A 13,774-nucleotide genomic window follows, 5' to 3' on the forward strand; every position below is an offset into this window, starting at 1 on the left:
GTGTTGAACGGAAGAGATTCTGCATGAACCTGTCTCCCCGCGAAAAGGACAAGCTTCTGATCTCGATGGCGGCCATCGTGGCCCGCCGAAGGCTGGATCGCGGCGTCAAGCTCAACCATCCCGAGGCGATCGCGATCATTTCCGATTTCATCCTCGAAGGCGCGCGCGACGGCCGCACGGTCGCCGAGCTGATGCAATCCGGCGCTGAGGTCCTCACCCGCGACCAGGTGATGCCGGGCATTCCCGAGATGATCCACGACATCCAGGTCGAGGCGACCTTTCCGGACGGGACCAAGCTTGTCACCGTCCACGAGCCGATCAGGTAATTCGAATTCGTCATTCCGGGGCGCCCGCAGGGCGAACCCGGAATCCAGATGTTTTGGTTTCGAGATTCCGGCCTTCTCGCTGCGCGAGCCCCGGAATGACGAGGAGGATAGAATGATCCCCGGCGAACTCTTCATCCAGGACGGCGAGATCGAACTCAATGCCGGCCGCAAGACCGTGACGCTGACGGTGTCCAATACCGGTGATCGGCCGATCCAGGTCGGCTCGCACTACCATTTCTTCGAGACCAACCCGGCGCTGAAATTCGACCGCAAGAAGTCCCGCGGCATGCGCCTCGACATCGCCGCCGGCACCGCCGTCCGCTTCGAGCCCGGCCAGACCCGCGACGTCCAGCTTGTGGCCATGGCGGGCAAGAAGACGATTTACGGTTTTCGTGGCGACGTGATGGGGAAGCTGTGAACCCCACAGGAACGAGCGCGGTGCGGAACGGTTGAGGCGGAAACGGAGGTCTTTGCCATGCTGTCGCCCGTCCGCCTCGTCTCAGAAGCCGCCGAACTCGCTGCGCACCGTCACAATGGCATGGCGCGCAAGGGGCGCGGCAACGAGCCCTACATCAATCATCTCGCCGAGGTCGCGAACCTGCTGGCGACCGCGACCGACGGCGCCGATGCCGAACTGGTCGCGGCCGGCTGGCTGCATGACACCATCGAGGACACCGCCACCACGCGCGAGGAGCTGGCGCAGAAATTCTCGGAGCGTGCTGCCTCCCTCGTCGTCGAATGCACCGACGACATGAGCCTTCCCAAGGCAGAGCGGCGGCGTCTGCAGATTGTCGATGCGCCGAAGAAATCTGCTGGCGCGAAGCTGATCAAGATCGCCGACAAGATCAGCAACATCGGCGCGCGCATTCAGACCGATCCGAGTGCAGAGGAGCGCGACGATCTTGCCGACTACGCCGGCTGGGCCACGAAGGTCGTTGCGGGCTGCCGCGGCGGCAATCCCTGGCTCGATGAGAAATTCGACGACGCCGTGAAAGCAGCGAGGGCCTTGCTGTGAGGCACCAAACATTCAAACGCAAACGGGGCTTGTGATGTCCGTCAAGATAAAACGTTCCGTCTATGCCGACATGTTCGGCCCGACCACCGGCGACAGGGTGCGGCTGGCCGACACCGACCTCATCATCGAGGTCGAGAAGGATCTCACCACCTACGGCGAGGAGGTGAAGTTCGGCGGCGGCAAGGTGATCCGCGACGGCATGGGGCAGTCGCAGGTGACGAACAAGCAGGGCGCGGCCGACACCGTCATCACCAATGCGCTGATCGTCGACCACTGGGGCATCGTCAAGGCCGACGTCGCGATCAAGGACGGCATGATCGCCGGCATCGGCAAGGCCGGCAATCCCGACATCCAGCCTGGCGTCACCATCATCGTCGGTCCCGGCACCGACGTGATCGCCGGCGAAGGAAAAATCCTCACTGCCGGCGGCTTCGACAGTCACATCCATTTCATCTGCCCGCAGCAGATCGAGCACGCGCTGATGTCTGGCGTCACCTCGATGCTGGGCGGCGGCACCGGCCCGTCGCATGGCACCTTCGCAACGACCTGCACGCCGGGTCCCTGGCATATGGGGCGGATGATTCAGTCGTTCGACGCCTTCCCGGTCAATCTCGGCATCTCCGGCAAGGGCAACGCATCGCGGCCCGCTGCCCTGGTCGAGATGATCAAGGCCGGCGCCTGCGCGCTGAAGCTGCACGAAGACTGGGGCACGACGCCGGCGGCGATCGACAATTGCCTGTCGGTCGCCGATGCTCACGACATCCAGGTGATGATCCATACCGATACGCTGAACGAATCCGGCTTCGTCGAAGACACGATCAAGGCGTTCAAGGGCCGCACCATCCATGCCTTCCACACCGAGGGCGCCGGCGGCGGTCACGCCCCGGATATCATCAAGGTCGCAGGGCTCAAGAACGTGCTGCCGTCCTCGACCAACCCGACGCGGCCCTTCACGCGCAACACCATCGACGAGCATCTGGACATGCTGATGGTGTGCCACCACCTCGATCCCTCGATCGCGGAGGATCTGGCATTCGCCGAGAGTCGTATCCGCAAGGAGACCATCGCGGCCGAAGACATCCTGCACGATCTCGGCGCGCTCTCGATGATGTCGTCGGACTCGCAGGCCATGGGCCGCCTCGGCGAGGTCATCATCCGGACCTGGCAGACCGCGGACAAGATGAAGAAGCAGCGCGGGTCACTGCCGCAGGACAAGGGCAAGGACAACGACAATTTTCGCGTCAAGCGCTACATCGCCAAATACACCATCAATCCCGCGATCGCGCACGGCGTGTCGAAACTGATCGGCTCGGTCGAGAAGGGCAAGCTCGCCGATCTCGTGCTGTGGTCGCCAGCCTTCTTCGGCGTCAAGCCGGATTGCATCGTCAAGGGCGGCACCATCGTCGCAGCGCCCATGGGCGATCCCAACGCCTCGATCCCGACGCCGCAGCCGGTGCATTACCAGCCGATGTTCGGCGCCTTCGGCAAGGCGCGCACCGCGTCGTCCGTGGTGTTCACCTCGAAGGCGGCGATCACCGGCGGCCTCGCGCGAAAGCTCGGCATCGAGAAGAAGCTCTATGCCGTGCAGAACACCCGCGGCAAGATCTCGAAGAAGAGCATGATCCACAACGACGCCACGCCCAATATCGAGGTCGATCCGGAGACCTATGAGGTCCGCGCCGACGGCGAATTGCTCACTTGCGCACCCGCCGAGGTGCTGCCCATGGCGCAGCGATATTTCATGTACTGAAAATAGCGCCTCAACGCATGTCCCCGGGATTATGTCCAGAGGGCATGTCCCGGGATGGCTTTTACGGTTTTGCGTTCGATCCTGCCTGGTCTAATGTCCCGCCCGGTATCCAACCTTAGAAGAAAAGCCGGGAGGATTTCTCGTGATCTACGTCGTTGCCACCTTGACCATCAAGCCAGAGACGCGCGCCGAATTCATTGCAGCCGCCACCGCCTGCATCAAGGAGACGCGGAAGGAGCCCGGCAATATCGCCTATGATCTGCATGAAAGCGTCACCGATCCTGCCAAGATGGTGTTCGTCGAGCAGTGGGAGAACGCCGAGGCGCTGGTGCCGCATCGTGGCATGGAGCACATGAAGACGTTCGGGCGCGTGGCGGTCAAGTGCTTCACGGCACCGCCGAAGATCGAAGTGATCACGCCCGAGAAGGTCGAGACAAGGTAACGGGGTAAAAGCGCATGATCCGGGCGACGCAGGTCAGGGGACAGCACCGCTTCACGGAAGCGCCGGCGGATACGGTGGTGCTCGATTTCGACGATCGGCACCGCCGCCGCATGGCGATGACGGGAACGCGGGGGCTCGAATTCCTGCTCGACCTGGAGCAGGCCGTCGCGCTGCGCGGCGGCGATGCGCTGGTGCTGGAGGACGGCCGGCTCGTCGAAGTGGTCGCGGCGCCCGAGCCGCTGCTGGAAATCCGCGGCCGCGATCCGCATCACCTCATTCGCGTCGGCTGGCACCTCGGCAACCGCCATCTGCCGACGCAGATCATGGCCAAGGCCTTGCGCATCCGCCGCGATCACGTCATCGAAGCCATGGTGAAGGGTCTCGGCGCGCGCGTGATCGAGATCGAGGCGCCGTTCGATCCCGAAGGCGGCGCCTATGCCGATGCCGGCCACGCGCATGGCCACGACGATCATGCGCATCATGATCACGGGCATCATCATGACCATGGTCACGATCACCATGGCCATGACCATCACGCGCATGACCACCACCCCCATGATCATGCCGCGCATGATCATGGGCACGATCATCACCATCACCACGACGAGCATTGCGACCATCCCGACCATCACCACGGCCACAAGCATGCTCATGACCACAAGTGAGTCGGTCGGCGCCGGCGACCTCGCCGAGGGCGAGGCGGCGGCGCTGTACCGGCTGATGACCTGGCTGTCGCCGGCATTCCCGGTCGGCGGCTTCTCCTATTCCAGCGGCATCGAATGGGCGGTCGAGGCGGGCGACATCGTCGATACGGCCACGCTGGCCGACTGGCTCGACGCGATGCTCGGCGACGGCTCCGGCTTTTGCGACGCGACGCTTCTGGTGCATGCCTATCGTGCTGCAGAGATGGGCGAGGATGCGACCTTGAGCGACATCGCCGAGCTCGCCGCGGCCATGGTGCCGTCGCGCGAGCGGCAGGCGGAGACGATCTCGCAGGGCCGCGCCTTCATCGACATCGCTCGCGCTGCCTGGGATGCAGACGGCCTTGATGCCATGGTTGCGGCATGCCGCACGCCACTGGTCTATCCCGTCGCGGTCGGCGTGGTTGCAGCTAAGCACGGCGTGGCGCTGGCGCCGACGTTGCACGCGTTCCTGCATGCGCTGGTGTCCAACTGGATTTCGGCCGCCAGTAGGCTCATTCCGCTCGGCCAGACCGACTGCCAGCGCGTGCTGGTGAGGCTGGAAGCCGCCGTTGCCGCCACCGCCAATCGTGCGTTGAACGCAGCATTGGACGATCTTGGCAGCGCGACCTTCCGCGCCGATCTCGCCAGCCTGCGGCACGAGACGCAATATACCCGGCTGTTCCGGTCGTGAGCGGTGCGACCTTTGACCCATCGAGAAAGAGCCAATGACATGTCGAAATCTCACGGCCCCTTGCGTGTCGGCGTCGGCGGTCCCGTCGGATCGGGCAAGACCGCGCTGATGGACCTGCTCTGCAAGACCATGCGCGAGAGCTATGACATTGCCGCGATCACCAACGACATCTACACCAAATGGGATGCCGAGTTCCTGGTGCGTTCGGGATCGCTGACGCCGGACCGCATTGCCGGCGTCGAGACCGGCGGCTGCCCGCACACCGCGATCCGCGAGGATGCCTCGATGAATCTCGCCGCGGTGGCGGACATGCGCGCCAAGTTTCCCGGGCTCGATCTCGTTCTGATCGAGTCCGGCGGTGACAATCTCGCTGCCACTTTTTCCCCGGAGCTGGCCGACCTGACCATCTACGTCATCGACGTGGCCGCCGGCGACAAGATCCCGTCCAAGGGCGGCCCCGGCATCACCCGGTCCGACCTGCTGGTCATCAACAAGATCGACCTCGCCCCCCATGTCGGCGCCTCCCTGGAGAAGATGGACACGGACGCCAGGCGCATGCGCGGCGAGCGCCCCTTCGTCATGACCAATCTGAAGAAGAGCGAGGGCCTTGACCGCATTGTCGGCTTCATCGAGGCCAAAGGCGGCCTGAAACGGGCGGGCTGACAGCGCGCGACGACTTGGCGCATGCTTTTTTCGCCGTTAACCCTGGGGCCGGGCCGCAACCACGGAACAAATTTCGGACACGGCGATTAACTACCTCCGGTGCCCGGGCAATTCATCCCGGCCAGACCATTGGCCGGGCGGATTAAGCTTTCCAGGCGACCCAAGTTGCGTACTGATGCCTCCTCCTTCATTATCTCTGCCACCGGGGTTCACCCTGTTTCGGCACATGGCCGTTCGAGCGGCGTACATATGCTCCTTGTTTATTGCCGACCTCCTGCTTTCGCCTGAGTAGTCGCGTGGTCCGGCTGGGTTTCATCATCGGTTTCATCGCTCTGCTCGGAGCCTTGCTCTCCGGGCTTGCGGCCTATCGCGTCCACGACCAGGAGCTGGCGCTGGATCGTATCGCGCTCGCGCGCGCGATCGACGTTCATGCCAGCCTGGTGCAGGACCGGCTCACTGAGCGCGAGCTGCTCGCACGTGTCGCCTCAGGCCTGTTCCGCACACCATCAGTGATCAAGCCGAACATGCTGGAGCCGCTGCGCTCGGCCATTTACGCCTTCAAGACCGATTTCGTGGTGGCCGGCTGGATCGCCCGGCTGAAGCCGAACGAGCTTACGGCGGCGCAGGCTGCCATTGGAGGCGCCGGCTTCCCCAATCCAAAGATCCGCACCTTTGACGACAAGCCGATCAATCCGGCCGAGATCACCCAGCCGATCGACGTGCTGTTGGATCTCGAGCCGCGCAGCGACGAGACCAAGGCTCTGCCTGGCCGTAGTTACGACCAGGATCAGGTTCGCAGCGCCATGTTGACACGGGCCCGGCTCGAGAAGCGGTCGGTGGCCTCGGACCCGATTCCGCTGTTGCGCGGCAACGGGCCGGTCGGGATCATCGTGGCAGCTCCCGTCATCCCCGAGGGTGCGACCGAGCCGGCCGGGTTCGTCACGTTTTCCTACGAACTCGCCTCGCTGATGCTGACCAATGACGACATGTCGTTGTTCTCGGTCGCGCTCAGGGACCCGCGCAAGGAAGGTGGCGAGCTCGTCGCCAACGATCAGGGAATCGTCTCCACCCGCATGACGACGACGGACGGGCCGACGCCATCGGCGACGCGCACGGTGAGCTTCGGCGGCCGTGACTGGCAGCTGGGTTATTACGCGAAGACCAACTCGGCGCGTCGCGCCGAGCAGACCGCGATCATCGTGGCGGCGATCGGCTTTGCGATCACTGCGATGGTGTGCGGCCTGTTTGGCTATGTCGCCTACAACAACTTAAGGCTCAGCCGGGAAATCCAGGTCAGAATCGGCTTCGAGCGCCGGCTGACCGCGGTGATCGACGAGCTCAACCACCGGGTCAAGAATATCCTCGCGGTGATCCAGTCCATCGTGACGCGCACCTTGCGTCACGGCTCGGACATCGACGTCGCCCGCGAGCTCCTGATCGGGCGCATCCACGCCATGTCCAACGTGGTCTCGCTGCTCAGCGAGAGCCAGTGGCAGGGCGTCAAGCTGAAGGGCCTGTTCGAGGCGCGCGCCATCCCGCATGCCGACCGCATTGCCGTCACGGGTCCTGATATCGCGGTCAGCGCGCGCGCGGCGCAGAGCCTCTCGCTGCTGTTCTTCGAACTTGCCTCGCATTCCGACGAGGGCCTGTCGCTGGTCGGAAAGCATCCGCACATCACCGCTAGCTGGACCGTGACGGGCGAGGGGGCGGGCGAGGTCTTCCATTTCCGCTGGGAGGAGCTCAACACCAGCGAGGCGACCCGCCGCCCCGATTCCGATTTCGGCCTGATCCTGCTCGACCGTGTCGCCCCCGAGGCTCTCGGCGGCACCGCCAAGCGCTATTTCACCGACGCCTCCTATGTCTACGAGCTGACCGCGCCGATGGAGACGGTGGTCGACATGACCGAGCGCGACCGCACGGACAAGATCTCCGCACCGGTGAGGTCTGCGCGATAGAAGCCGCCGGCTTAAGCCTCGGACTAACCCCTTGGGCTTAACCCCTTGGGCTTAACTCCTTGGGCTTAGCCCTTGGGCCTCAACACCAGGTCGACCAGATTGCGGGCATAGGCCGGCGTGATTGGCGCGATGCCGAAGACGTAGCGATAGAACAGGCCGCCATAGATCGCGTCGTAAAGATCCTCAGCCGGCCCTTCGGCCAGGATGCTGCCGTCGTTCTGGCCCGCGGCAATCATCTCGACCAGCGCGTCGCGACGGAATTGCAGATAGCGGGCATAGAACAGCTCGGCCGAGCCGGTTTTGGAAATGCATTCGGAGATCACCGCGAGCTGGACCTTGCCGAACTCGCCCTGGAGCGCCTCGGAGTAGGCTGCGGCATGGCGGCGGGCGCGCGCCGCGGGGTTGCCGGAGCCCTCCGGAGGCAGCGGCAGCATCTGCGCGGCATGTTGAAGAAAGGCGTCGATCAAGAGCGCCTCGCGGGACGGCCACCATTTGTAGATCGTCATCTTGGAGACGCTGGAGTGGCGGGCGACCGCGTCGATGGTGGTGGCGGCAAGGCCGGTGGAAGCCATCAGCGCATAGGCGCTTTCGAGAATGGCGTTGCTGGTCTCGATCGACCGAGGCCGGCCGCGCCGGGGCGTGCTCCCGGTCTCTTCCCCCCCGCTTTTCGCCATCGCCACGCCCGGTCTCCTCACGCAGAGCTTCTCCGCATAGCGCAGCCGCCGCTTTCGGCCTAGCAGAATCGCACGGTTCTCTGGCTAGGCCTGCTGCCGCAAGGCCGTGGGGAGATCCTGCCACCTCGACCAGGCGACGTAGTAGGCCACCGCGGTCATCGCGGCGAAGCCGGCGAGGCTCACCACGATCTGCATCGCCACCAGATTGGCGCTGGTGATCAGGATGAGATGGCCCGCAAACGACAGGAACACCCCGACGCAGAACACGGCGAGCCATTCCTCGCCACATCGGATGACCGCCTGCAGCGGCTTCAATTGCAGGCCGGGATGATTGGCCGGAATGAGATGGGTCGCCAGCAAGGCGAGCGCGAGGAAGTGAATCACGCGATAGGGCGCCAGGTTTTCCTTGTCGGTCGGCGCGATGCTGTCGAGGAGCAGGTCCGGCAGGTAAGCCGACATTGCCGGCGAATGGCGCAGCAAGGTGATGGCCATCGCGAATACGAGATAGGTGCCGGCGAGAATCCGCAGCCAGGGCATGTCGCGTAGCGCGCGCCCGGGCGCGCCTGTCACGGCGAACCAGCCCCCGAGCACCATCAGCATCTGCCAGCAGAGCGGATTGAAGGTCCATTCCTGGTCCGGATAGACCCGAAAATTCCAGTCGAACCAGCGTGCGGCAAGATACAGCGCGACCGATGCCGCCAGGGTCAGGTTCGGCCACCGCAACAGACCCCACAGCGCGAACGGAAAAAAGGCCATTAGCGGGATCATCAATTGCAGGAGATCGAGGTTCAGCGGCTCCTCCTGGAGCACGAGGCCGCGGACCAGGATCCGCAGCGGGTGCTCGAGAATGCCCGAGATATTGTATTCGTGGATGATCTCCGGCGCCATCGACTGCGAGGCGACATAGGCGATGGTGTCGATGTAGATCACGAACAGCACGACATAGGCAGCGTAGAGCCGCCAGACGCGGCGGAAGATGCGCGTCGCCGCCACGAGGTAGCCCCGTTCAAGCGCCATCCGGCCGTGGATGATGGCGACGCCATAGCCGACGACGAACACGAACAGGTCAGCCGCGCCGCTGAAGCCGAAATTGCGCAGCGTCAGCAGGTTGACGACGTTGTTTGGGATATGGTCGACGAAAACCGACCAGTTGGCGATACCGAGCGTCAGATACAGCCTGGCGTCGTGATGGAATGCGGCGAGGTTCGCCTTAACGGACGGTTTCATTGATTAAAATAGCTTTGGGAATCAGGGTGGTACTTTTAACGGCAACCGCCTGCCCATCCGAGTAGCGTTTGCGTGATGGCTGGGGGCAGCCGCGCCCGTTATAGCGCGAAATTGCGCGGCATCTTATGGACGAATTCTGATAGATGCGGTCGGAAGACTTACAACGAAATTTTCTGACCCGCTCGGATCGCTATTCGGCCGGTTCAGCCGACGCCTCGTCGGGAACGCCCGCGCGGCTCGCCATGATGCCGAGGGCGACGCCGCCGATCGCCAGGATCGGCAGTAGCCGCTTGACGCCGATGGCACGGACGATCTGCAGCCCCGTGGCGAGCAGCATGGGATCCGCGAGCATGCTCTGCGCCGCCGACTTCGCGGCGCGCTCGGCCGCGATCTGGGCGCGCTTCCGCACCTCCCGCTTGTAGCCCCAATAAGAACCTGCCGCAGCCAGCGTCAGCAGGAAGAAGATGCCAGCGCCGGCAAGACAGGCCTGCACCGGGCCATATTTCTCCAGCACCGAGATGAAGGCAGCGGCGCAAAGGAAGCACGTCGTCACGAACAGCGCGAAGGCCGCGGCTGCGGCAAGCGAGGTCAGTCGCACCGTCGTGCCGGTGGATGCACTGATCCCATCGATGATGCGCTGAAACATGGCCCTCGCTCCTCAATTCCCCGCAAGCCAAACCGTCACGTGCCGACACCGGCAACGCGCCGGTGCCGACACCTCAACACGCGTCCGCAAATCTTACCGGCGCCAGGCGGCACCGATCAGGAAGCCGATGCCGAGCGCGAGTCCGACGGTCGCAAGCGGCCGCTGTGTGATCGCGTCTTCGAGCGTCTCCTCGATCGAGCCGTAGGCTTCCTGGGCCGCGCCCATCATTGCACTGCCGCGCTCCGACACGTCGTCGAGCGCGGTATCCATGTTTTCGCGCGCCTGGCGATAGCCGCGGCGAGCCTGCTTGCTGGTGGAATTGGCAAAGGTGTTGAGCGCGTCGGTGATCTGGTCGGTGAGGGCGGCGATATCGCTTTTCACGGCTGCTACATCCTTCTCGAGGCGTTCTCTGGTGGCTTTGTCGGTCCAGTCCTTCATCCCGGCTTCGGCATTGGTCGTGGACATCGGGAGCTCCAAACTGTTGACGGCTGAGATAGCCGGAAAACGTTTCGTCGTCGGGGAAGTTCCGTTCGCGGAAACCGGTCAATCCTGCGGCAGCTGCGGCGCATCCGCCGGCAACAGATGCTCCTTCAGGATCAGCGCGACGATCAGGAGCGGCGACGACAGGAAGGCGCCCATCGGCCCCCACAGCCAGGTCCAGAACGCGAGCGCCAGCAGCACGGCGAGCGCGTTCAGCGCCAGCCGCCGCCCGATGATCATGGGCGTGACGAAGTGCCCCTCCAGGAAGGTGAGGCCGCCGAAGGCGAGCGCCGCCATCAGGCCGCCGCTGATGGTCGGGAAGGCGACCAGCCCCACCACGATCAGAACGGCGAACATCGCGATCGGCCCGATGATCGGGATGAAGTTGAGGGTTGCGGCGAGCGCGCCGAGCCCGGCCGGATTGGGCATGCCGGTGAGCGCACAGACGAGGCCGGTGGCGACGCCGACCCCAATATTGATGAGCGTGACGGTCAAGAGGTAGTTGCCGAGATGGACCTCGATCTCGTTGAGGATCCGAAGCGTGCGCAGCCGGGCGTCGCGGTCGCTGAAGGTCATGATCAGCGCCCGACGCAGGTCGCGCCAGCTTGCGATGAACAGGATCAGGGTGACGAAGAACAGCAGGAATTCGGTAAAGGTCGGTGACAGGAATTCCAGCGTCGGCTGCACCCAATCGAATTTCGGCATCTGGAAGTTCGGCAGTCCTTCCGAGCCGCCGACCATGGCCTGCAGCTCGCGCCACAGCGCGAGCGGTCGGTCGAACACGTGCAGCTTGTCCTTCAATTGCGCGCCGAGCTCCGGTAGGCGCGTGCTCCATTCCATCGCGGGGGAGGCGATCAGCGCCACCACGAAGGCCACCACCGTGGTCACCGCGACCACGATCAGGACGGCGCCGAGCCCGCGCGGGACCTTGCTCCGTTCGAGGAAGCTGGCGGCCGGCGACAGCATGGTGCCGGTGACGAAGGCCATCACGACCGGCAGGAAGAACGCCTTGCCGACATAGAGCACGGTGACGATGGCGATCAGCAAGAGGCCGGCAAGCGCGAAGGCAACGAACTCGGTGCGACGGATCACCGGCGGCAGCTCGATATGGCTGTCGGGAAGCGGACTGCCTTCGCTGTTGCCGGGAGTCAGACGTTCACTGGGAAGGACGCGCACAATCTCTCTCCGGCACGGAAGCCTCGATCCGCGCGCCCATTGGCGACCTGACAATGCGCGAGCGGTGCGGCGGTTCCATCGCGGCTTCGTGAACACGCGCTCGCTTGACTGTGACAAGGATGCCGCGCGCAGGGCCGGAACCTGAATCGCCCCCGCGGCGTTTGTTCGCAAGCGCATCACCCTGATGCACGCATCCAACGGGGCAGCACATGACAAAGTTCTCTGCAGTCCGTCGCAGCTTCTCGCCGCGCGTCGTCACCGCCTTCGCCTTCGCGACCGCTCTGCTGGCGGTGCCGTTCGCTGGCGCGAGCGCGCAGACCTACGGCTATGCGCCGATGCAGCCGCAGGCGTATCCGCAGGACCAGGGTTACGCGCAGGGCTATGTGAACGAAGCGCCGCAGCGGCAGGCGGCGGACGAGGATGCCCAGCTGCCCGATCGCCTGCGCAAGCAGATCGTCGGCTTCGACCGCAGCGAGCCGGCCGGCACCATCGTCATCGATACCAACAACACCTATCTCTATTACGTGCTCGGCAATGGTCGTGCGATCCGTTACGGCGTCGGCGTCGGCCGCGAAGGCTTCACCTGGTCCGGCGTGCAGAGCGTCAGCCGCAAGGCGGAATGGCCGGACTGGCATCCGCCGGCCGAGATGATTGCGCGCCAGCCCTATCTGCCGCGCTTCGTCGCCGGCGGTCCCGGCAACCCGCTCGGGGCGCGTGCGATGTATCTCGGCTCCAGCGAATACCGCATCCACGGCACCAACGATCCCTCCACGATCGGCAAGTTCGTCTCCTCCGGCTGCATCCGCATGACCAACGAGGACGTCACCGACCTGTTCGGCCGCGTTAATGTCGGCGCCAAGGTCGTGGTGCTGCCGAAGAACGCGCCGCTGATGGCCAAGGGCGGCGACCCCGCGCGCAAGCGTCCAGCCGTGACGGCGATGCCGTCGGGCCGGCAGGCGCTGAACATCGCGACGTCGGCCGTGAACTAGGAGTAAGAGTGAGTCATATGAGCAGACGCCTGATTGGCAAGGTGGCTGGCGGTACGGCGATCATGGTCGTTGTCTCCGCCGGTCTGGCATTCGCACCGTCGGCGCATGCGGAAGATTTCTTCTCGGCGCTGTTCGGTGCGTTCGGAGCGCGGCCTCCACAGATCCGGACACCGTTCCCTGGCGATGACATGCCACGCTACGACGCCCCTCGCCAACGCGCGGCCTATGGCGGCGGCACGGCCTATTGCGTGCGCGGCTGCGACGGCCGCTACTTCCCGGCGCAAGGCAATGATGCCGAGAGCAAGGCGCAATCCTGCAAGAGCTTCTGCCCGGCTTCCGAGACGTCGCTGGTCTATGGCAGCAATATCGACGACGCCACGGCTGAGAATGGAAAGCCCTATTCCGACCTGCCGAACGCGTTCCGCTACCGCAACGAGATCGTCGCGGGCTGCACCTGCAACGGCAAGGATCCGGCCGGGCTCGCATCGGTCAAGGTCGAGGACGATCCCACGCTGCGCAAGGGCGATATCGTCGCCGGCGCTGACGGCCTGGTGGTCGCCAGCCGCAACGCCAACGACCGCCGCGGCGTCGCGATGAATTTTTCGCCGCTGCCGGCATCGGTGCGCGCCAAATTCCGCCAGGTGCCTGTGGTGGCGAAGGAGTAGGGCGGCGGCTTCACGTGGGCCTAGCGCTACCGCCTCAATCTCCGCTGTCATCCCGGACAAGCGAAGCGCAGATCCGGGATCCATAACCACAGGGAGGCGTTACGGCACGAGCCGGCAACCACGAGTCTTCGCCGAACTACTCCCCGTGGCTATGGATCCCCGCGTTCGCGGGGATGCCACCGAAGGTGTAGAGGCAGTTTGCTATCTAACTTACAACGTTACGCCGCGCGGATCTTGCCGAGGAAGTCGCTGACCTGATGGCCGAGCTGGCGGCTCTGGGTTTCCAGCATCTCGGAGGCCTGCTTCACGTTCTCCGCGGCACCGGCTGCGGTGTCGGCGTCGGCTTTCACGCCGGTGATGTTGTCCGAGACGTTCTTGGTGCCCTGCGCCGC

At 64.4% G+C, this 13,774-nt stretch carries 16 protein-coding genes; 11 read left to right on the forward strand and 5 right to left on the reverse strand.

All coding sequences use genetic code 11. The features are described 5' to 3' along the window. Positions 1 to 23: 23 nt before the first annotated feature. The 9 genes from IC66_RS0129240 (at position 24) to IC66_RS0129280 (ending at position 7,525) form a co-directional block, all read left to right on the forward strand. On the forward strand, positions 24 to 326 hold the full coding sequence (locus IC66_RS0129240) for an urease subunit gamma (RefSeq protein WP_028142087.1): 303 nt from the start codon (positions 24 to 26) through the stop codon (positions 324 to 326). A 112-nt stretch (positions 327 to 438) separates the two neighbouring features. Continuing rightward, positions 439 to 744, forward strand: a complete 306-nt coding sequence (locus tag IC66_RS0129245) for an urease subunit beta (RefSeq protein ID WP_028142086.1) — start codon at positions 439 to 441, stop codon at positions 742 to 744. 57 nt (positions 745 to 801) lie between these two features. Continuing rightward, complete coding sequence (locus IC66_RS0129250) at positions 802 to 1,341, forward strand: HD domain-containing protein (protein WP_028142085.1); 540 nt, start codon at positions 802 to 804, stop codon at positions 1,339 to 1,341. A 34-nt stretch (positions 1,342 to 1,375) separates the two neighbouring features. Then, positions 1,376 to 3,091, forward strand: a complete 1,716-nt coding sequence (gene ureC, locus IC66_RS0129255) for an urease subunit alpha (RefSeq protein WP_038950042.1) — start codon at positions 1,376 to 1,378, stop codon at positions 3,089 to 3,091. A gap of 142 nt (positions 3,092 to 3,233) precedes the next feature. Beyond that, positions 3,234 to 3,533, forward strand: coding sequence for a putative quinol monooxygenase (locus IC66_RS0129260; RefSeq protein ID WP_018318764.1), 300 nt, complete (start codon positions 3,234 to 3,236; stop codon positions 3,531 to 3,533). 14 nt (positions 3,534 to 3,547) lie between these two features. Beyond that, positions 3,548 to 4,198, forward strand: a complete 651-nt coding sequence (locus IC66_RS0129265; protein WP_028142083.1) for an urease accessory protein UreE — start codon at positions 3,548 to 3,550, stop codon at positions 4,196 to 4,198. After that, on the forward strand, positions 4,179 to 4,907 hold the full coding sequence (locus IC66_RS0129270; RefSeq protein WP_083859353.1) for an urease accessory protein UreF: 729 nt from the start codon (positions 4,179 to 4,181) through the stop codon (positions 4,905 to 4,907). The genes IC66_RS0129265 and IC66_RS0129270 overlap by 20 nt, the downstream gene beginning before the upstream one ends. A gap of 39 nt (positions 4,908 to 4,946) precedes the next feature. After that, positions 4,947 to 5,570, forward strand: coding sequence for an urease accessory protein UreG (gene ureG, locus IC66_RS0129275; RefSeq protein ID WP_038950044.1), 624 nt, complete (start codon positions 4,947 to 4,949; stop codon positions 5,568 to 5,570). 296 nt (positions 5,571 to 5,866) lie between these two features. Continuing rightward, positions 5,867 to 7,525, forward strand: a complete 1,659-nt coding sequence (locus IC66_RS0129280) for a CHASE domain-containing protein (protein ID WP_028142081.1) — start codon at positions 5,867 to 5,869, stop codon at positions 7,523 to 7,525. A 65-nt stretch (positions 7,526 to 7,590) separates the two neighbouring features. On the opposite strand, the gene IC66_RS0129285 is transcribed toward IC66_RS0129280, so the two are convergent. The 5 genes from IC66_RS0129285 to IC66_RS0129305 form a co-directional block, all read right to left on the reverse strand. Beyond that, positions 7,591 to 8,199 carry a TetR/AcrR family transcriptional regulator gene (locus IC66_RS0129285; protein WP_038950045.1) on the reverse strand — a complete coding sequence of 203 codons (609 nt, stop codon included), beginning with the start codon at positions 8,197 to 8,199 and terminating at the stop codon, positions 7,591 to 7,593. 84 nt (positions 8,200 to 8,283) lie between these two features. Next, entirely contained in the window at positions 8,284 to 9,426 is a 1,143-nt protein-coding gene (locus tag IC66_RS0129290) for an OpgC domain-containing protein (RefSeq protein WP_038950046.1), read from the reverse strand. 190 nt (positions 9,427 to 9,616) lie between these two features. Further along, positions 9,617 to 10,072, reverse strand: coding sequence for a hypothetical protein (locus IC66_RS0129295; protein WP_038950047.1), 456 nt, complete (start codon positions 10,070 to 10,072; stop codon positions 9,617 to 9,619). A 93-nt stretch (positions 10,073 to 10,165) separates the two neighbouring features. After that, positions 10,166 to 10,537, reverse strand: coding sequence for a DUF883 family protein (locus tag IC66_RS0129300; RefSeq protein WP_028142077.1), 372 nt, complete (start codon positions 10,535 to 10,537; stop codon positions 10,166 to 10,168). Positions 10,538 to 10,615: 78 nt separating this feature from the next. Further along, positions 10,616 to 11,728 carry an AI-2E family transporter gene (locus IC66_RS0129305; protein WP_028142076.1) on the reverse strand — a complete coding sequence of 371 codons (1,113 nt, stop codon included), beginning with the start codon at positions 11,726 to 11,728 and terminating at the stop codon, positions 10,616 to 10,618. Between the two features lie 209 nt (positions 11,729 to 11,937). Between IC66_RS0129305 and IC66_RS0129310 the strand changes: the two genes are divergently transcribed. Together IC66_RS0129310 and IC66_RS0129315 are read left to right on the forward strand one after the other, a co-directional pair. Next, positions 11,938 to 12,717, forward strand: a complete 780-nt coding sequence (locus IC66_RS0129310) for a L,D-transpeptidase (protein WP_028142075.1) — start codon at positions 11,938 to 11,940, stop codon at positions 12,715 to 12,717. A 17-nt stretch (positions 12,718 to 12,734) separates the two neighbouring features. Continuing rightward, complete coding sequence (locus tag IC66_RS0129315) at positions 12,735 to 13,382, forward strand: DUF2865 domain-containing protein (protein ID WP_028142074.1); 648 nt, start codon at positions 12,735 to 12,737, stop codon at positions 13,380 to 13,382. The last annotated feature ends 392 nt before the right edge of the window (positions 13,383 to 13,774 follow it).

Origin of the sequence: Bradyrhizobium genomosp. III (assembly GCF_000261705.1) — a bacterium.
Lineage (GTDB): Bacteria > Pseudomonadota > Alphaproteobacteria > Rhizobiales > Xanthobacteraceae > Bradyrhizobium > Bradyrhizobium ottawaense.